Here is an 18,702-nt window from a genome sequence, read left to right on the forward strand (position 1 = left end):
TGAGCTTTTTATCCGCCACTCGGGCGAAACTCTCGGAGTTCGTTTCAAACTCAAAGTGATCAACTACTTTCTCGGCGTCACCTGCCCTTCCCATTCCTGTAGCGGGCGGAGTGAAACAGGTGCACGTTTTGCAGTGGGATTGCACCAAAAAACGACAGCCAGCCTGAATGGTTGATCGGGAAGCTTCGTGCGGATTACCAGCTTGGTCACGCCCTCATTCTGCCGCTGAGGTGGCGGCGGATTGGCAGATTGCGTCTCGAATGTGAGATCAGGCGGCGAAAGAATCTCCGCTGTGATTTGCCGATTACCCTGGGTAAGCGTGGCTGTGTTGCTGCGAAGTCTGACCTTCGCTTCGGTGTGAATTTGCCATTGAAGTTCCTTGCCCCGGTGCCCGGTGATTTCATCCTGGAGGAGGACAGCATCGCGACCGAACACCGCTATCCCGCGGAGGACTCTCGAAGAAGGGCCGGTCCCCGGTTGGGCGTCATCCGAATACGCTGCCGAAAGATCGACGACGGCATGGGAACCATTGGAGCCGTTCCAAAAGGCAATGACAGGTGCTTCGGCGCGGGGGTTTTGGTTCTGCCCATTCAAAAGAAGGGTATTCTGTCCCTGCGTACCCAAGCGATAGTACGTCCAACGTTGGTTTCCGAAATAGCCGGGCAGGTTGTAATCGTCGGGGCCCAGATCGAGGACCCACCGTAGACCCTGGGCATCGAGGACAAAAGTCCCTAGCTCCAGGTGGCTGTGGTTGACGGCGTTGTCCCCGCCCTTAAAGCCCACGAAGACGGCCTGATCTGTCCAGTCACTCCACAGGGTCACGATGTCCGCACCGCGGAACCACTTGGCCACAGATTCCTGATTAATGTCAGCAGATTGGTCGTTATACCACCAGAGATGGAGAGGCGTGCGGCCCTTAATCACTTCTCGCTCATGCCAGGCATAAAGGGGTTTGCCAAAGCGCGTCGCCAGCCAAAACATCGGCGCCGCCGATCCCACCCGGGCAGACCCATCCGCAAAATTAAAAGCCAACCCGCTCGGACCAACCACGTGAATCCGAAAGTGGCCCGCTTTGTCGAATCCCGGCAAATCGGACAGGCCAAAATCCGTACCAAGGGCACTCTGCAGTCCTGCCAGCATGTAAACCGTATAGTGAGTAGCATAGCTCCAGTAACCCGGGCCTTCCGCCCAGGCTCCATCAGGCGCGTAGTTGGCCATGGCGATTGGAACCGACCTGATGGCTTGCGCCACGATGTATTGTGCTAGTTCCGGCTCCTCGTCGGCAACTGCCAGGGCCCCCAGGGTCATCCCGCCGTTGCACACCTGATTCCAATTCCACGGGGTTTTTGTCCACCACGTTCCTTTCCGATAAACTTTCTCCCCCTCCCGGAGGCCCTTTTCTACGATTGCCTGTCGAATGGTCTGACGCTGTTGTGAATCCAGTACGTCATAAAGCCAGTCATAGCCAATGGCGAGTGCGTGCGTCATTTCCGCGGTATCTAGAAAATGGGACGGATTCCAATCAGGAAAGCCCGCGGCCGTGAGCATTTCTTTGATGGCCCGATCGGCGTAGCGCCGCTCTCCCGAGAGCCGGTAAACCGTGGCCAGGAGGTAAACTCTGGAGAGACAGCGCCGGCTCTGATCAAGCAAACGGGGACCTATGAGACGGTGCTTCACCGGGGATTGACTCAGGACCTCATCGGCTTCTTTCCGGAGAGATTCAAAAAGTGCCTGGACTCGGGCGTCACGGGCGAGAAGCTGCTTTACCCGGATCTCATTTTCACGCGTCACTATGAGTCTTGGGTGTTCCCTTCGGAGTGTCGCCAACGGGGAAGGGGTCTCCCACGCGGCGACGGGACGGCTAACGATGAGGATTGACGGCAAAATAGCGAAAATAGCAAGGATTATCACACGTTTTGCAGGGAAACAATGAGAAAAAATCATGTAGTCTCCTCCTACTGTCGTTTGCTCTCTCGATGTCGTCAAAATTATCCGTCCTGGCCGTTTCGACAAAAGCGGGACTTGCAAGGATTTCTCTCTCGCGCTCCTTCCGTCGGTTCGGGCAAACACTTGCGATGTTGCTCCTATCCGGCCACAGTATGATTGCAGACCTCCGCCCGAGCGCACAGGGCCACCCAGGATTTGAGAAAAGCGACACGTTCTCGCGGTCTCCTGCCTCGAAACGCCTGCGATTGCCGGAAATTATCTGTTGGGTGATCATCTCAACCACGGTCCCAGCCGATATATTTTGTCCAATCTAATTATCACAACGCAAACGACAAATTTGCTCCGAAAGGAACAATTTACCCCACCTACGCCCTTGACAACGGTTCTCCAGTTGGTATCTTTAACAACCTAGGGATGGGGATGCCCCACGGGAGGTGTGGTCGCAGGCTACAAAACAGGGAGGCGGCCACAGGTCGCAAATGAGCGCCGGTAGTGGGGTGGCATCCGCCCGATAGGAGTTCGTTGCTCCTGCTGAGTTGTTGGTGTGTCCGTTGCTGTCTGGGTGTTTCAGCCTTGAAAAGGAGGACCCGAAGATGAATCGCTTAAGCATCCTGTGTGTGGCTGCTGTGTGTGTGGGACTGTTCACGGCGTGGGTGGCGAATGCCCACGAACCCAACGCGTGCTGCCAGCCTGTTCCAGCCTGCCAGCCGGCGTGCGAGCAACCCGCTCCCCCGGCCTGTGAACCGGCTTGCCAGCCCGTTCAACGCGTTGGATTGCTGGCCCGGCTGCGGGCTCACTGCGAGGCTCGGAGGGCTGCCAAGGCCTGCTGCGAGCCGGCTCCCTGCGAAGCGCCGAAGCCCTGCGAGCCTGTGAAGGTCGAACCGGCCTGCCAACCCGAGTGCCCGCCCCCGGTTCACCATCATTGCCGCCTGTTCCGTCGGCATCATCGGGTGGTGATCGTGGACGAGGCATGCTGCCAGCCGGCCGCTGAGGCACAGCCGGCGCAACCCGCGGAAGCCCCGAAACCGGCTCCTCAGCCCGAGGAAAAGAAGTGAGTGCCTGCTGATGTGGATCGGATGCCCGCCCCGACCTGGCTCAGGTTGGAATTGCCCCTCCCGTTAATTGCCTCCGTGCATTTGGCCAGTGGATGCCAACCCTGAAATGCTTTCTCTTGGGGCTACGTAACCCTGTGCGTACCCCATCACGGTGATGTAACTCGCGACCGACCCTCCATTGAGAGGGTCGGTTCTTTTTTTGAGACTCCCTGCCACCCGGTCCATTTCGGCGAATTACCGAAGTCGCTATACTACCCTAAAGAGAGCTTTTGCGCTGGGAACGCTTGATCAGGTTTCCGCCCATGAAGTGCCCGTATTGTCATCAAGACGACGACCGTGTCACCGACAGCCGGGTGGCGGAAAACGGGGCTGCCATCCGCCGGCGGCGCCAGTGCAATCGGTGCGGCCGACGTTTCACAACTTACGAGCGGGTCGAAAAGCGCCGGCTGAAGGTCATCAAAAAAGATGGATCGCGCGTTCCTTATGACCGGAACAAGCTGAAAGCGGGGCTTGAAAAGGCCTGCTGGAAACGTCCAATCAGTGACGAGCAGATCGAGGCCGTTGTTTCCGCCATTGAAGAGGATATCGAACGCAATTTCGATAACGAAGTGGAGAGCCGATATATCGGCGAGCTGGCAATGCAGTACCTTCGCCAGCTCGACCAGGTCGCCTATGTCCGATTTGCCAGCGTTTACCGCCAGTTTGAAGATGCCAAGGACTTCGTTGAGGAAGTCCAGCCCATGCTCAGCGAATCCGGTTCAAATAGTCTTCTCGCATCCCAGCCAAAACCAACTTCTTCCCAGGTTCCCCAAAACCAGTAGTCGTTAGCAGTTGCGGAAAGATTCGTCGGCTGCTCTGTGTTTTTTCACCGACGGGACTGCACAGGGATTTCCGACTGGAGGTGGGGTTCCAGGTGGACTTCTCTCGCGCCAGTGGTTGTTTCGGCTGCTTTCTTCCAAGGCCATCCAGGCAAGTATCGAGCCAATAGCACGATAATGCACGGGACAAGAATGGTTCGTATAACGAATGTATCGAGCAGTACCCCCAGTGCTAAGGCAAACCCCAGTTGGTGCATCGTACGCAGTGAACCACTGATCATGGCGATGAATGTCCCCGCCATGATGATCCCGCAACTGGTGATGATTCCACCCGTCTTCCGCAGAGCCGATTTAAGACCTTCCGCAAACCCATATTTGGCCTGTTCTTCCAGCACGCGGGTGACAAGATAAATGTTGTAATCCTCGCCCACGGCCACGAGGATGACGAACAAAAAGGTGGGGAGCTTCCAATCCAGGCCATGGTAAGTAGCCCCACGAATCCACGAAAACACCAATTCAGTGATCCCCAGCGTCACATAATAGCCCCAGATGACCGACAGGACGAGAAAAACAGAGAGCACCGGTCGCCGCAGGATAAGAATGAGGACAAACAGCACAGCCAGGGGAACCAAACGCTGAATAAGCTGCTGATCGCTGAGGGTTACCGCTCGCAGATCGCGGATTCCAGGTGTCGTCCCGATGAAATAAAACCGCGCCCCGTTCCAGTCGGAATGAGAACTTGCCCATTGATTGAGATAATTTTCCAGGGCATCGAGCAAATAAATGCTTTCCACCGAGAACGGATCATAGGGAAAAATGACGTCCAGGCGTGTGACCTTGCCCCGATACGGCTCCTGCTGCGCGACGTACATCGCCCTGGCGCGAGCCCGGACCACACCACTCACCAACGCACTGCCACCGGCCCCCTCTCCCAGCGGATCTACCAGACTCCTCACACTCTGAATCGGCTTGAATCGCGTGCCATCGGACGCCGTGTATTCCATCGAATAAATCGCTTGCGTAAGTTCCCGTAGTAACCGAAAGCGATCGGGGCCCTCCAAAAAGTCGGCTTTGGGATGATAAGCCAGGATCGTGACTGGCCCCGTTTCCCCTGCCGGGAAATACTCGCGAAGAAGCGCCGTTCCCTGCACACACCGGCGATCGGGACCTAGCTCGCTGAGCAGGTCATAGGTGAGGTCAATAGAGCGGGCATTCCAAACGAAAGGAGCCATCACGAGTAAGGACCCGACGAGGATGAGGCCCGGCCGACGCAACACGCGCTCTCCGAGAAAATTCCACAAGCCTTGAAATCTGGCCCCCACAATGGACCGCCGCCCCAGCCGGATATCGTCGGATTCCTCTCCGGAATCCAGGTCCACGCGAAATGGCCAGAACACCTTTTTGCCCAGCACACAAAGAATGGCGGGGGCCAAAGTGAAGCACGCCGCCAGGGCCACAATAAGCGCCACAGCAATCGCTGGCCCTCCGTTTCGGAACTTTCCAAAGTCGGAAAAGATCATCATTCCAAGCCCCAGGATCGTCGTCCAGGCGCTGGCAAGAAGAGCCGCACTCACAGCGTCGAGGGCACTGGCCGCCGCATCAATGATACCAGCCCCTTTGGAAAGTTCCTCCTTGTACCGGGCGATCAGGAACAGGCAGTAATCCGTACCACTGCCAAAAAGGACCACCACCACAAAAATTTTGGTCGTTTTGAAGACCGCGAACTCAAACCAGCCTGTTTTGAGACTGATTCCCGCCAAGATCGCGAGGACATCAAAGGCCGTAAATACCGCCACAGCCAGCGCGATGAGCGGCACTGCCGCGAGAAGCGGCGCCCGATAGACGACAAGCAAGATGATTATGATCAACCCTATGGTCGCCCATTCGGTGTTGCGGATACTCTCTTCAGCCGCGATGAGCATTTCCGTCCCCACAGCCCCCGAACCGGTAACACCGATTTCCAGACCTGCCGGCTTTTCGGGCGACTGCGCCAATTCGTCAAGTTTTCTGTAAATCTCTGCGAGGGGCTTCATATTCTCGATGGCCATGATTTCCCCCCGCATCTGGAGAATTACAAGGGCTGCCTGGCCGCGGTCCGTTACCGGGCTTTTCAATTTCTTGCCCACAACTTGAGCGGTCGGCCCGGTCACGCTCACAATGGGTGTCTGCTCTCCCTCCTTCGGCTGGAAGGTTTCCACGATGCGTTCGGAAAAGGCGAGATCCGCGGCAGAAAGCGGGCCGTCCCGCCGTGCTAAAACGACGACGACCTCACTTTGAGATTCCGACTTTCCAAATGCTGCCGCGCGAAGTTTTTCACCCTGAACACTTGCCGCCTGATCGGGAAGGTATGCAAAATCACCGTCGCGAGCTACTTCGTCCCATACTGGGGCGGCAAAGTGAAGGATAAGAAAAATCGCTCCCCAGCCGACAAAGATCAGTGGCCAATAGCGCGTGACGAACTGGCTGAAATAACGAAACACTGATCCATCTCTCCTCAAGCATCACCGCCCAGAAACTCCTCTCCCGCCCGGAACCTTTTTCTATCGTACCAAATTCGCAGCCAACTCCAATAGTTTTCTACAAGGACCCAATGCCCGAAAAATGCTTTCCCACTTTAAAACAGGCAAGATTTAAACTCCGGGAAAAGTGTAACAGGAGCGAAAGACCAATGGCTGGACAACGGCGCAGAGGGCTTAGCTTTTGCAGAGAGTCGCCATGAAAAAAGAATTCAAGGTAGGCGAACCCTAATAGGCTGCCTACCCTGTTGGCAGACAGAGCGGACAAATGATGTGGGACCCCTGCATTGAAACGTTGCGCGGGGTGGTACCTTTACGGGGCCGACTGGTTGACCACACTCGCCAGTTTCGTGTCGACATGTTTGATATGCTGGATGACCCAATCACACAGCTCCTTCTGGAGTTCGAGAACCAGGCTGGGCGTGGGCCCTTCTGTTTCGAACCGTTTCTTAAAATTTTGGAACTTCCGCACAAATTGTTGGTGGCCAAGCTTGTTGGTTAAGGCAAGAGGGCATTTTCTGCGCTCCATCACTGCTTCCTCGTCAGAAAAGTGTTTCACGGCGTATTCCCCGAGGAATCCGATCAGGTTCGCCAGCTCTTCCTGTCCCTTTCTGGCTTTCATGGCTGCCAGCAACCCATTAAGCTTGTGGAGAAGTTCCTGATGTTGTGCATCGATTCGCGGAATTCCGGTGGTCATTGAGCCGTCCCAGACGTAAACCATTCTTTGTCCCTCCTCGGAAAATTCTGTAACCATCGTACTGTCAAGGTTCCCTGAACAAGCATAGCTCGGCCACGCGAGCACGAATCCCGGCGAATTTGCCCAGCTTACCTTGCTGAGACGGAGTCGCAACAAACTCGGGATCAGTTCCCAAGCTTGGTATCGCTGATTCACCGACTCGCTATTTCTCCAAAGCGCGATTACTTTAAACTGCGCATATTCATCAGAATGCGCAGTTTTACCACAATGCGAATCTTATCTCGTGAAGCTCCGAGACAAAAAGTCCTACGATTTTCCTAGGCGCAGGACACAGCTGCACCGTTTGAGAATCACCGATCGTGTCTTGAGCCAAATCCTCAGCGTTTGCTAAGATTCTGCCGCAGAACCGGAGTCACCGCGCGTGGCAACAAGGATGAAGCACTTGCAACGTCCCTGCGTTCTCCTGACGCTTCTGACTTGCGCCGGGCTGGTCGGCTGCGCGTCCTTGCCGCTCCAGCCTGGGATCTCGTTACGTTCCAGAGATTCGCAAACCAATGCTGTCTCCTCTGCTGCTTTGCATGGCGCGGAACGGAGCATCCGGCAGGACCAACCCACGGACGCTGCTCACGGGCTGCCCGAAGATACCAGCAAGCCCTCCGGGAAGGACGATGGGATTTCTTCCCAGCCTGTCGCCGCGGAAAAAAGGGACAACCCGGCCCAGAACACTCGGCAAAGCCCTTCGGGTGTCCCTTCCCCGGAGGCGAATCGGCCGAACGCCATCTCGATCAACCTCCTCGTGGAAGAGCTCGAGGCCGAAGGGATCCTGACTCCCCAAAGCAAAGCCCAGCTTGTCGAGGATCTCTGTCGCACTCCCCCGGATCTCTGGCCGGCCGTCGTCGATTTCTTTCGCGCCAGTGTTGAGCTGCGTCGCAAGCGAGGCTCAAGCACAGCGAGTCCGGTTGAGGGACTACCTGCAAATTCGTCCCTCACTCCGCCTGGCCATTCAGCATTGCCTTCACTGGCAGAGCAAGCGCAGGGCTCGGACTCGCGTCCGGCCTTTCCAGACGTCCAGAGTGCCGCGTTGCATGGGAACGATCGTGTCAATGGTCGCGCCGAAGATCACGCCTCTGCCATTAGGCCAGCCACGCTCACTCAACAGCCGGGCCAGCCTGCCACGGTTCTAACGCGTGCAGAACTGTCCGACTCTCTCGACCAGGTCTCGCCCGGCACCCCCACCTCCCTGCAACCGGTGGGTGAAGCGACCGTGAGTGACGTGTCTATCCGCGGAGCTTCCCCCATCACGACCGCAACGACCCCATCAAATGGGAGCTGGCAGGAGTACCTGCGACAGGCGGTGAAAAGTCTCAACGAGACCTCTCGCCGGGATGACGCTGACGAAATCCGTCTGCGTCTTTTGGAATTGGCACTTGCCAATCGAGAAAATGCCTTGCAGCCGATACCGGGCATGAGCCCCGCACTCCAGGAATTCTGGTCCGAAACGCTCTTCGCATTGGGGCTTCTGCAAGATTCACACCTCAATCCCGATCCCAAGCTCCGGCTTGCCGAAGCTCGGCGGCATCTTCAAAACGGCATTCGGCGTCTGGGAGAGGAGTGCCCTCTGGAGGTGACGGGGCTGGCCTTCGTAACAGCCGTGCAAAGCTGGGGTGTCTACGAGGCCTTTGACAAATACGAATTTGTCCCTGGTCAAAAAGTCCTGCTGTACGCGGAAGTGGAAAACCTCAGTGCGGAATCGACACCCAAGGGATTTCGCACGGCGTGGCGGAGCAGTTACCAGATTCTTGATGGCACCGGCAAAGAAGTGGCCCGTTATGAATACGCTCCCAACGAGGAGTATTGCCGTCGTCCACGGCGGGACTTCTTCATAGGCTGCGAACTGTCGTTTCCCAGAGATGCCGCGGCAGGCCGGTATGTGTTGCGACTCACCGTGGTCGATCTGATCACCAATCGCGTGGGCCAGGGAACAATCGAATTCACACTTCGCACTCAGGCCGCCAAATGACAGCCGTTTCTCGGCGTGTGCCGCCCGTTTCAAACCAACCGGTGCCCTTCACTCGCTCATACGGCAATCGGTGTTTCGCCCACGCAATTCGATACCGTCTCCAGAAGCTGCTCAGGCAGGAACGGTTTGGCTATGAAATCCTGTGCCCCTTTGCGGATAGCCTCTGAAATGAGCTTCGTTTGATTGAGGGCGCTCACCACGACAATCTTGGCCTGAGGGTCCGCCGCAAGAATTCCCTCCAGGGCGTACATCCCGTCCGTTCCCGGCATGACGATGTCAAGAGTCACCACATCCGGACGGCACTCGATGTATTTTGCCACCGCTTCGGCACCATTGCCGGCTTCGGCGGCAACCTCCCAGCCCGCCTGGGAAAGGATTTCGGCGATCATTCGTCGAATCAGAATCGAATCGTCTGCAATGAGGACCCGCTTGGCCATCTCTGTTCTCCTTCTGTCAGCATCTAAGATTCGAGATTCGTTGGCTCTTGCTCGTGATCATCGTCCATGGACTTTGATCTATGCAGAGACGCTCCGCGTCTCTACGGCGGCAATTCACCAGACTTCCTTAACTGCGAGTTTCAGTACACAGGGCAACGCCGGCCGCAAATTTTCCCTGTGCTTTCGAGAACAATCGCTTCTTTCTTTTCCAAATTTAGCTCACGACCTGGCACACGGCCTTGCGGAGCCTGCCGGCACTTGGGAAAACTTGCCGCGGAGCCGCCACCCCTCCGCATGTTTGAAGTTTGCGTCAAAACCGTATCGATGTTTCTTGCCCATACAAACCGATTGTCCAATACCCGAATCGCGTCCCGAGCAACCACCACGTGCGTCACAATCAACCCTTACCGATATCCGTCGGCAATCGTAATCGCCAAAAAATATCCCCGCCGATGAAGTATCAAGGCACTTCACGCCCGGAGTTTCCTTTGGTATTTACGAGTGCGTGTGTCTCAGGCAAGCATTGCGGCTGTCTTCCGGGCGCACCTGGCTCACAGTGAGCGGGAATAGAAGTCTGGCGAGGGTCGGCAGGCCATGGAATTGAACCGGTACCACTACTACATGCTGGGTTTATTCCTGCTCTTTTTTGGGCTGGAACTACGGATGATCGACTCCGTGGTCCTCACGCCGGAGGCGACCAAGTTTCTCGCCGAACGGACCGGGCATCCCGTCGCTACCGCCAGCGATGCCGTTGCCGCCATCACCGGTGTGCAGACCAATCTGCCTCCAAAGACTGTGCGTCCGCCCGACTGGCTTGGTTACGCGATGCTCTCCGCGGGTTCCGTTCTCGTGCTCTACAGTCTGGCGCTGCCTAAGCCGGGCGGCTGAAAACAAGATGGCAATCAGTGGTCATGTCCCCTGCTCAAATCCGAGTTGGTGCCCTATTGCCCTACCACCGGTCAGCACAGACGACAAACAGCCAGCGGCTTCAATCTATCCATACCTCTTCATCGGCAGAGGTCGTACAGCCGATGGACCGACGCTCCTTTTGGAGGGCCATCGGACATTGCCTGGCCGCACTTGGCATCCTCACGGCTGCTCGCAAAGTCTGGGCAGAAAATCCGGCTTCCAACAGCGCGGACAGGGACGCCTGGTCGGGAAATTCATCCAATTCCTCAATCCCGTCTACCGATCCCGAGCCGAAATCCAGTTCCGCTGAACGGACTGCCAGCCCTTCCGTCCCTAGACTCCGCGAGGGCACCGCCCTTGAAGCAGTGACAGGTACGCTTCGGCCTGCCGGTGAACGCTACGTCTTCTTCTCTGAAGACGCCAGGTATCGACTGGTCGTCCTGGAAAACCTCGCCCTCGAGCGGCTGCTTCGCGTTCAGAACACGTACGCCGGCAATGTGTTCTGGAAAGTTTGGGGGACCGTCACCGAGTTCCGGGGCCAGAACTATCTTTTACTGAAACGTTCACTCTTCGATCGTGTGGAAGCAGCCAGCCCGTCGGCCCCCCCGTAAACACTCACTAGCGCAAACGCACAGCAAATACGACGACTCTGCAAGTCTCATTCATCCTGTTTGCCAGACGTTTACCAGTCTTTACCGGTCCGTTAGGTTTCACTGAGCCAATCTGAACGATTGGCCTTATTGCTGATCGGATATCGCGGAAGCCTGCTTTTTTTGAAATTCGGCCCAACTGCCGTACCACGGTAGGGGTGTGAAGCGCCGGGCAAAAATGTGTCGCAAGGGTCCGATCCCCCACACCTTTCGCTGGAGTTCTTCCTGGGTTGCGAAGAACTGCTCGGCCGCCGCCACACGTTTCGGGTTCCACTCTTTTTCCCGCATCACCTCGTGGTGATACTTTAGGAGTTCGCACTTGTACCGCCACTGCACGACTCGCCAGTTTCTTTCCCAGTCCGCCGGAAGCAATTGTTCGAGAGTTTTTTCCGCCGCCGCGACATCCACTTCAAAAGGACGTCCCCAAAGCTTCAGCCAGGCGACCCATTCAGCGGCGTTGTCGTCACTGGCGCCGAGATAACGCACGGCATAGGCACGTAACGCTTCATCCGTCGAGGAGTACCGACCGCTTGCCAAACCCGCAAGAATCGCCTTGTTGACATCGTCAAAGACGCCTTCTGAGTAGGCCATCACGCCCTGACAGCCGTGGCCAGCCAGATCACGGACCGTTTTTTCCAAACGTGCTGGGGCAATCACCGAGCCGAGGTGGCCGTACACATCCCGGGGAGCTGCCTGGTCGGCGTATCCGATGTGAACGAAGGCTGAGCGTGCACATCCCTGGGGAAGTGGTACGGAAGCCACATCGGTCTGTCCATAAGGGATGTGAAGGTACATTTGTCCCACCCAACCGGGGGCGTGCTCCTCGCACCACGTCGCGAATAATTGATGTTCCTCCGGCTGCCACCACCAGCCAATCATTTCCATCCTCAGCTCCGGGTGGTACTTTCGCCCTATCTCGTAAATTTCTCGAGATAGCTTCGCAAACGTGAGAATCCACGGACGACACTTCTCGCAGGCACATCCACCGAAATCGTAGGGAGCTGCAACGAGCGTAGAAAGACGTACACCGCTCGCCGCCAGGTCTGCAAAGAGGTTTTCGTAGTTGCGAAGAATGACGCGCCTTGCCTCTGGAATGGAAGGGCAAATGAGTTGCCCGAAAATTTTTGCGTTCGTCGTGGCCAGCCAATCAGCACGACACTGGTCCACATAGACGTGATTCGGGGTGATAACCAGGCCGCATGCCAATCCCAGTTTTTGGGCGGCCAGGAAATGTGCCTTTTTTCGTTCCCATAAAGCATGCCCCAGTTGGTACTCTCGTTTCGCTGAAAATGGATCGGAACAGTCCTCCATATCAAACCAGTCGGCATAGCGATTGAACCCCCAGAAAAGTGCCTCCTGGAGCATTTCTCGCATCTCGTTTTCGCCCATCACCTCATAACTATTGCCAAAATGCCCTGGGGCATAGAGCGTGCGCACAGCGAAAACAGGCGTCACCTCTTTGCCGTCCCCTGGTCGCGCCTTGTCGTCAGCCCGGGCACAGGCCATCACGACACCAACGAATGCCACGAAAAACGTGAGAGCTCGGACAATCGTTCTCTGGTGAATCATGGTTCCACTCCATAAACGTCAACCTGGTAAGCTTGTAGATTTGCACCCGGCCTTTGAAGAAAACGCCCTATTGCACCGCGGTCAAACCTGAGTCGGAGAACTCTGTCGATTCAACTTCCGTTCTTCCCGCAAACGATAGCCGGATTTCTCGTACCGGTCCAAATCCAGTCCGAACGGCGAGCGTCGCGGCGCCGCTCTCCACCGGCGTTTGCTGCTGGTAGACAGTCATCCCAACGACTGCTTGATAGCTCCGCTCAATTCATGATTTTCGTTTAGCAGATGGAACTTTCCAACAATTCTTCCAACGTTTCTTCGTGCGATGATCCCCCAGATGGTATTGTTTGATGGTCTTTCCTATCGACGGTTAGTCTCTTGTTACTAAAAGCTCCGGCACCGAACGTACCATCCGGAAGCTCAGCGTCAATTTTGGTAACTCCCCGACAGGAAGCAATCAAGCGGGCAAAAAGGAAATGTGCGACCTGTTCTCTCGGTTGGGCGCGAAGCATCCAGCACGGTTGTATGGATTCTTCCGAGGGCATCGCGGAGTGATCAATCCCATGACATTGATGAGTTCGTTTTTGCAGTTTGGTGATTCGGCCGTATTTGATTTATAGTGTATTTAGTCCGGCTATCTTTGCGAGCCACAAAAGTGGCCGACCTTATCGAACCAAAAAACCTTCTAAAAAGTGGACAGGCCAATGACGATGCCCGCTCTTTTCGAAAAAACATTGGCGCTTCTCAAGTTCTTACGAGATTATTCTGGACTGCGACGACGCAGTGGCACCACATACACAAAGGATGATCGTGTCCTGTGGTGGGGAGATCTGGCTGCGGAACTGAGGCGTGGTGCCCAGGGGATTTATTCCCCTTTGCTCAATGACAATGACAGGGGCGATACAGATCCTGAGCTCTGGCTGGAGATGCAAAAACCGAAGGAACCGGCAATGCCGGAGCCCTCAGAACAACTGAGGTTCTGGATCGCGGACTATCCGTATTCCCTGCGTCATCCGTCAGGGAACGAGCCCGAACTCCGTTCAGAAATTCCTTCCCCAGCAAACACCCTGGGGCCCTTGTTCAGCAGTGCTGCGAAACAAGAAGAAGACGACTCAATAGCCTACGAGCGACTGGAGGATCACCCGGAGATTCAGAAGGCATTCGCCAATTATCTCGAGAAATGGCGGCCCTGGTACGCCAACTACCGTCTGTGGCAGGGAAGTCAGCGGCTGTATTCGCAACTCGATTTAATGCGTCGTCTTTCCAGCAGTACCGACGAGACGTCCGAACTGGTTATGGCCTTCGGTTTGCTGGAAGGAGTGATCGACGGCCAGTTTTACTGCCGCCACATCTTCGTTGCACCGGCGGACATCGTCCTCGAGCCCATCAGGGGAAAGCTTCTGGTAAGGCCTTCCTGGGACTTCACCCAGTTCAAGCTCGATCTCACGTTTCTCCCTTCTCACCTTCGGCCGGACTTTACCGAGGCTTCCCTGCAGGAAAAACTGGAAGAACTCGACTGCGATCTTACCCAGCAGAAGCTCATCGAAGAGCTGTTGAATCTGGTAGGTAATCACCTTTCTCCGGAAATCCTGATTGATGTGACGGCGATGTCGCCGCGGGCCGAAAGACAGAACTCCTTAAGTCTTCGTTTTGCCCCGGCGCTTGCCCTCCGGCGTCGTGTTTTCACAGGTTACGAAGAGACGGTCCTTCAGTTTATCAAGGGATTTGAAGAAGGCCGTCTGCGCGAAACGCGCCCATGGCAGACGCTGCTTCTAGAGGGAAAACCCGCGGCCCGCGAGGAAGCCGACCTCATTTCTGGACCTGAAAGCAATCGCAAAACTTCTAAGAGATCTCGCTCCCCCATCCCGGACACAGAACTCTATTTTCCCTTAGCATCCAATGACCAGCAGCGTCGGATTGCGCAACGGCTTTCCGAACAGCCGTGCGTGTTGGTCAAAGGTCCGCCCGGAACAGGAAAAAGCCAAACGATCGCCAATCTCATTTGCCATCTCCTGGCCCAGGGCCATCGCCTGTTGATCACGGCCCAGTCGGCGAAGGCGTTGACTGTTCTTCGCGACATGTTGCCGGAGGATATCAGGGATCTCTGCGTGATTGCGTTGGGGAACTCGCGCGGCGAGCTCAAACTGATGGAAGACTCAGTCCAACGGATTGTCCGCCGGGCCGAACAGTGGGACGAACTGTTTCAGAACGCCGAAATTGCAAGGCTTTCTGAGAAGCTTCGGGAGTGCCGTGATCAAATAGCGCGGCTGGAAAAAGAACTCTGCGACGTTCGCGAAGCAGAAACTCGGGTGGACCGTACGCTGCCTGGCGGATACACCGGGACGGCCGCTCATATCGCTCAAAAGGTTAACAAACGTGCTTCCAAATACCGATGGCTGCCGAAGGAAGGCCCGAAGGACCATTTTCCGCTCTCTGAGGACGAACTGGAATTCTTTGCGAATTGGCATGTCCAGTTGACTCCCGATCGAAAGCAAAGCCTGGCCTGGGCCAAAACCGACATAGACCTTCCCAGCCCGGAAGAGATTGAAGCGTTGTTTGAAGAACGGGCTGCCCTCCAGACCCAGCTTCAGCAACTCGCAGCGGTCGTTGATGGCACTATTTCCAACCGCCTCAAGCAGCTCCCAGATGAGACCGTCGAACAGCTTTCGCGGTGCCTGACTCAATTGAATCGTACGATTCGAGAAGCCTCGGCAGTTCTGGGGGAGTCCCTTCCGTTTGTGATCCACGAATTTGTTGAGGGGAAACAGCCGAGCTGGCTGCCACTGATCCGAAATTGGGCAGAGGCCGTCAAACGGCTGTCGGAACACAGCGCATTTTTGCAGACCGTCAGCGTTACCTATCCGGAAGATATGGAGTTAAAGGGGCTTCTTTCAGCCGCCAGGCGGAGAGCGGAGCATTTTCGACGGGGTGGTAAACGACGGTGGCTGCTATTCTTCTCACCGCGCGTCGTCAAAGAAACAGAGTTCGTCGAACAGCTCTGTCGGGTGAATGGTGGCCCGCCGGCAAATCTCAGTGAGCTTGATGACCTGATCAGGTATCTAGAACTAAAAGAGCTGGTGCTCTCTGCCTTTGCCATGTGGCCGGGCAAAGTTGACTTTCCTGCCAGTGATGTCCTGGCGGCGGCGGTGCAACTCCGGCAATGGCAAGCCCAACTTGTGGCCCTGTTTCGCGCGTTCGAGACCGGGCGTTCCGTCCTCTCCATGCTCCCGGTTCAGGACTGGCGAACACTGTTTTCGGATAATTCCCTGCCGATATGGGAGCAATCCATCGCGAGAGAATGGGCATGGCGACGCTTGGCACGCACTCAGCGTCAGATTGAGGAACTCGCCTCGCGATTGCGAGCCCAGTACCAGGAGTCCGGCGATCCCGCGATAGCCAAGTGTTGTCACGCACTCGAGAACATTGAGGCTGAACTCTGGCGGTCGGGCTGCGCCGAGTACTCCTCGCGAAAGTCGCTGCTTTCTTCTCACGAGCGATACCTTGCCCTGCGCGAGCGTATCGAGAATGCATACCCGGCACTGAAGAACTGGCTAAGTGAGACAGAGGGCCAGGCTTCCGCCCGCCCGTTGATCGGCCAGCTTGCGGAGGCGTGGCACTGGTCGGAGGCTCGCGCATGGCTTCGCCGGGTGACCCAGCCCGGCCGCTATCAAGAGCTGAAACTCTCTTTAGAGGAACTCCGAAAACAGGAGCGGGATATCATCAAGCAACTCGCGAGTCTTAAGGCATGGCAAGCTTTTATGCTGCGGCTCGACGATCGCACGCGGCAGAATCTTCAGGCCTGGGTCAAGACGATTCAGCGAATTGGGAAGGGAACCGGCAAACGCGCGCCGCGGCTGCGGCGGGAGGCACGCCGCTATTTGTTTGAGTGTCTTCCGAAAATTCCCGTCTGGATTATGCCGGTCCACAGAGTCTGGGAAACAACCAGCGTTGAACCAGGGATCTTTGACACGATTATCGTGGACGAGGCGTCTCAAGCCGGTCTCGATTCGCTGCTCCTTCTCATGCTGGGCAAACGACTCATTGTGGTGGGTGATGACCAGCAGAATAGTCCAGGGAAGCAATTCATCGAACAGGAACGGATCAACGGTCTCATCGATCGATATCTCAAGGGCGTACTTGATTTCGCAGAGAGCTACCAGCCCGACTTCAGTCTTTACGATCATGCTCTGCGGGCCTTCGGTCTGCCCATCACTCTGCGCGAGCATTTTCGATGTGTTCCCCAGATCATTCGTTTCAGCAACGATCTCTGCTACCAAGAGGAGCCGCTCATTCCTCTTCGCCAGGCCCCGCCGCAGGCACTTCCACCGCTACAGGCCGTTTTTGTTTGTACCGGCCGAACAGAAGGCGAAAGCCCGAACATTATCAACCGCGCCGAAGCCGAGGCCATTGTTGAGAAAATTCAGCAGTGTCTGAAGGATCCCGCGTACAAAGGTAAGACAATGGGCGTGATCACACTCCAGGGACAGGCCCAGATGGAACTGATCCAGCGACTGCTGAGCGAGCGTATTGAGCCGCGGGAACTGGAAGAACGGAAACTCACATGCGGCACCTCTCCCAGTTTCCAGGGAGATCAGCGGGATGTCATTTTCCTTTCTCTCGTCGTGGCACCGAACCAGCGTTTTCGCGCTTTGACAACAGACGACGAAAAACGGCGATTTAACGTGGCGATGAGTCGCGCCCGTGATCAGGTCTGGCTGTTCCACAGCGTTCGGCTGGAAGATCTTTCTCCGGAGGATCTTCGCTACAAGCTCTGCCAGTTCTTTTACTCGCCCGAGCAGGCACTGTCAGACGGTGTCTACGCGCAGCGCGAGACCCTGGAAACGTTTTTCAAACATGTTCGTAATCGGAAAACGAATCCACCGCCAACGCCATTTGAAAGCTGGTTCGAGACGGAGGTGGCCCTTGAGCTTCTCCGCCTGGGATACCGAATCCGACCTCAATGGGCCGTTGCCGGATACCGGATCGACCTCGTTGTGGAAGGTCAACAGAAACGCCTGGGAATTGAATGCGACGGTGACTCCTGGCATGGTCGGGAACAGTTTCTGCAAGATTTGCATCGCCAGTTACAATTGGAGCGCGTAGGGTGGACCATCATCAGGGTGCGGCAATCAGAGTTTTACGCCAACCGCAAACGTTGTCTGGAATACATCCTGGACAAATGCCGGGAACTGAACATTCGCCCCTGGACCGAGAACGAGGCGGAAACGGCGCAGGAGAACGAATCGTGTCATGATCACGCTCATCCGCGCGATGGTGATGGAGAAGCGAGATCTGAAACTCGAAACCGTGTCTACGAACCACCTGAGGCACGACAATCGACGCCAGGAAATGGCGGAGCACAAAAATGGCGGCCGAAAAACGGTGGCTACTCCGTGGACCGAGTGGGGCCAGTTCCAGGAGCATCAACTCGATCGCCAAAGCCATCCGGTCACGCGACGTCGCTTTTGGCCGGCCGAGTTGAGCCTTCTGTACAGACGGTAGCGACGCCCCGGGAAGCTCCAGAAATAGAAAATATCGACGGAGAGGACCCACCCACGATTCGCTACCACTTGGACGTCCAGCAACCCCCAGAAGGTTCGGGTTCGTTTGCAGTCCATGAGTTCATTGACAGCCTGATGGCCGCTCCAAAAGCAGCCCTGGCCAGTGTCATCGACAAATACTTTCCTGATGACGACAAAATATGGAAGAAACTCGCGGCCTGGGCGAAGGATAAAGGATTATTTACTCCCACGGCGCGCCAGTTTCTATACAAAGTGGGAGAGTCCTGCTCTCCTTTGGGAGGCTGGGAACTTACCGCAAAGCAGAAGGCCTGGGCATGCAGCCTTTTTGCAGAGGCGGTGAAAGAGGGTTTTCTTTATGAAGCAGGGATTGATTGGCTGATCGCGAAGATAGGCAGAGCGGATGGGCCACAGTAAAAGGCAGAGTTTATTGGCAGGGAATGGTTGCTCATCTACTTCCGCTTCGTTTGCGCCTCCGTGACAATGGCATATTCGCCATAATTGCCAGAGCGCCATCTTGAAGCGAGCTACTGGATGGATTTTGTCTCGTTTTGACACCTGTCACGTATGT

12 protein-coding genes are annotated in these 18,702 nt (G+C 56.0%); 6 read left to right on the forward strand and 6 right to left on the reverse strand.

From position 1 onward, the window contains the following. Positions 1 to 63: 63 nt before the first annotated feature. Positions 64 to 1,791: a heparinase II/III domain-containing protein gene (locus tag THTE_RS09355; RefSeq protein WP_168175824.1), complete on the reverse strand. Its 1,728-nt coding sequence runs from the start codon at positions 1,789 to 1,791 to the stop codon at positions 64 to 66. Between the two features lie 749 nt (positions 1,792 to 2,540). Here THTE_RS09355 and THTE_RS09360 point away from each other — a divergent pair. Further along, entirely contained in the window at positions 2,541 to 3,002 is a 462-nt protein-coding gene (locus tag THTE_RS09360; protein WP_095415190.1) for a hypothetical protein, read from the forward strand. Between the two features lie 302 nt (positions 3,003 to 3,304). Continuing rightward, positions 3,305 to 3,823 (forward strand): transcriptional regulator NrdR, encoded by a 519-nt coding sequence (gene nrdR, locus THTE_RS09365; protein ID WP_095415191.1) that lies wholly within the window; start codon positions 3,305 to 3,307, stop codon positions 3,821 to 3,823. Between the two features lie 44 nt (positions 3,824 to 3,867). Here the strand turns inward: nrdR and THTE_RS09370 are convergent, their stop codons facing one another. Both THTE_RS09370 and THTE_RS09375 read right to left on the reverse strand, forming a co-directional pair. Beyond that, on the reverse strand, positions 3,868 to 6,300 hold the full coding sequence (locus THTE_RS09370; protein WP_168175825.1) for an MMPL family transporter: 2,433 nt from the start codon (positions 6,298 to 6,300) through the stop codon (positions 3,868 to 3,870). Between the two features lie 349 nt (positions 6,301 to 6,649). Next, a complete protein-coding gene (locus tag THTE_RS09375) occupies positions 6,650 to 7,057 on the reverse strand; it encodes a bacteriohemerythrin (protein WP_157731992.1) in 408 nt (135 codons plus the stop codon). Between the two features lie 409 nt (positions 7,058 to 7,466). On the opposite strand from THTE_RS09375, the gene THTE_RS09380 reads away from it, so the two are divergent. Then, on the forward strand, positions 7,467 to 9,053 hold the full coding sequence (locus tag THTE_RS09380) for a hypothetical protein (protein ID WP_095415194.1): 1,587 nt from the start codon (positions 7,467 to 7,469) through the stop codon (positions 9,051 to 9,053). A 56-nt stretch (positions 9,054 to 9,109) separates the two neighbouring features. On the opposite strand, the gene THTE_RS09385 is transcribed toward THTE_RS09380, so the two are convergent. Continuing rightward, complete coding sequence (locus THTE_RS09385) at positions 9,110 to 9,490, reverse strand: response regulator (RefSeq protein WP_095415195.1); 381 nt, start codon at positions 9,488 to 9,490, stop codon at positions 9,110 to 9,112. Positions 9,491 to 10,084: 594 nt separating this feature from the next. Between THTE_RS09385 and THTE_RS09395 the strand changes: the two genes are divergently transcribed. Continuing rightward, positions 10,085 to 10,378, forward strand: a complete 294-nt coding sequence (locus tag THTE_RS09395) for a hypothetical protein (protein ID WP_095415197.1) — start codon at positions 10,085 to 10,087, stop codon at positions 10,376 to 10,378. 143 nt (positions 10,379 to 10,521) lie between these two features. Continuing rightward, positions 10,522 to 11,010 (forward strand): hypothetical protein, encoded by a 489-nt coding sequence (locus THTE_RS09400; protein WP_095415198.1) that lies wholly within the window; start codon positions 10,522 to 10,524, stop codon positions 11,008 to 11,010. Between the two features lie 126 nt (positions 11,011 to 11,136). Here the strand turns inward: THTE_RS09400 and THTE_RS09405 are convergent, their stop codons facing one another. After that, positions 11,137 to 12,618, reverse strand: a complete 1,482-nt coding sequence (locus tag THTE_RS09405) for a hypothetical protein (protein WP_095415199.1) — start codon at positions 12,616 to 12,618, stop codon at positions 11,137 to 11,139. 67 nt (positions 12,619 to 12,685) lie between these two features. Beyond that, positions 12,686 to 12,847 carry a hypothetical protein gene (locus THTE_RS17955; protein WP_157731993.1) on the reverse strand — a complete coding sequence of 54 codons (162 nt, stop codon included), beginning with the start codon at positions 12,845 to 12,847 and terminating at the stop codon, positions 12,686 to 12,688. A 469-nt stretch (positions 12,848 to 13,316) separates the two neighbouring features. On the opposite strand from THTE_RS17955, the gene THTE_RS09410 reads away from it, so the two are divergent. Next, positions 13,317 to 18,548 carry an AAA domain-containing protein gene (locus tag THTE_RS09410; RefSeq protein ID WP_095415200.1) on the forward strand — a complete coding sequence of 1,744 codons (5,232 nt, stop codon included), beginning with the start codon at positions 13,317 to 13,319 and terminating at the stop codon, positions 18,546 to 18,548. The last annotated feature ends 154 nt before the right edge of the window (positions 18,549 to 18,702 follow it).

Origin of the sequence: Thermogutta terrifontis (assembly GCF_002277955.1) — a bacterium.
Lineage (GTDB): Bacteria > Planctomycetota > Planctomycetia > Pirellulales > Thermoguttaceae > Thermogutta > Thermogutta terrifontis.

Coding starts and splice junctions, on each gene's coding strand:
- THTE_RS09360 (WP_095415190.1), top strand. CDS start 2,541: ATGAATCGCTTAAGCATCCTGTGTGTGGCTGCTGTGTGTGTGGGACTG.
- nrdR (WP_095415191.1), top strand. CDS start 3,305: ATGAAGTGCCCGTATTGTCATCAAGACGACGACCGTGTCACCGACAGC.
- THTE_RS09375 (WP_157731992.1), bottom strand. CDS start 7,057: ATGGTTTACGTCTGGGACGGCTCAATGACCACCGGAATTCCGCGAATC.
- THTE_RS09380 (WP_095415194.1), top strand. CDS start 7,467: ATGAAGCACTTGCAACGTCCCTGCGTTCTCCTGACGCTTCTGACTTGC.
- THTE_RS09385 (WP_095415195.1), bottom strand. CDS start 9,490: ATGGCCAAGCGGGTCCTCATTGCAGACGATTCGATTCTGATTCGACGA.
- THTE_RS09395 (WP_095415197.1), top strand. CDS start 10,085: ATGGAATTGAACCGGTACCACTACTACATGCTGGGTTTATTCCTGCTC.
- THTE_RS09400 (WP_095415198.1), top strand. CDS start 10,522: ATGGACCGACGCTCCTTTTGGAGGGCCATCGGACATTGCCTGGCCGCA.
- THTE_RS09405 (WP_095415199.1), bottom strand. CDS start 12,618: ATGATTCACCAGAGAACGATTGTCCGAGCTCTCACGTTTTTCGTGGCA.
- THTE_RS17955 (WP_157731993.1), bottom strand. CDS start 12,847: ATGACTGTCTACCAGCAGCAAACGCCGGTGGAGAGCGGCGCCGCGACG.
- THTE_RS09410 (WP_095415200.1), top strand. CDS start 13,317: ATGACGATGCCCGCTCTTTTCGAAAAAACATTGGCGCTTCTCAAGTTC.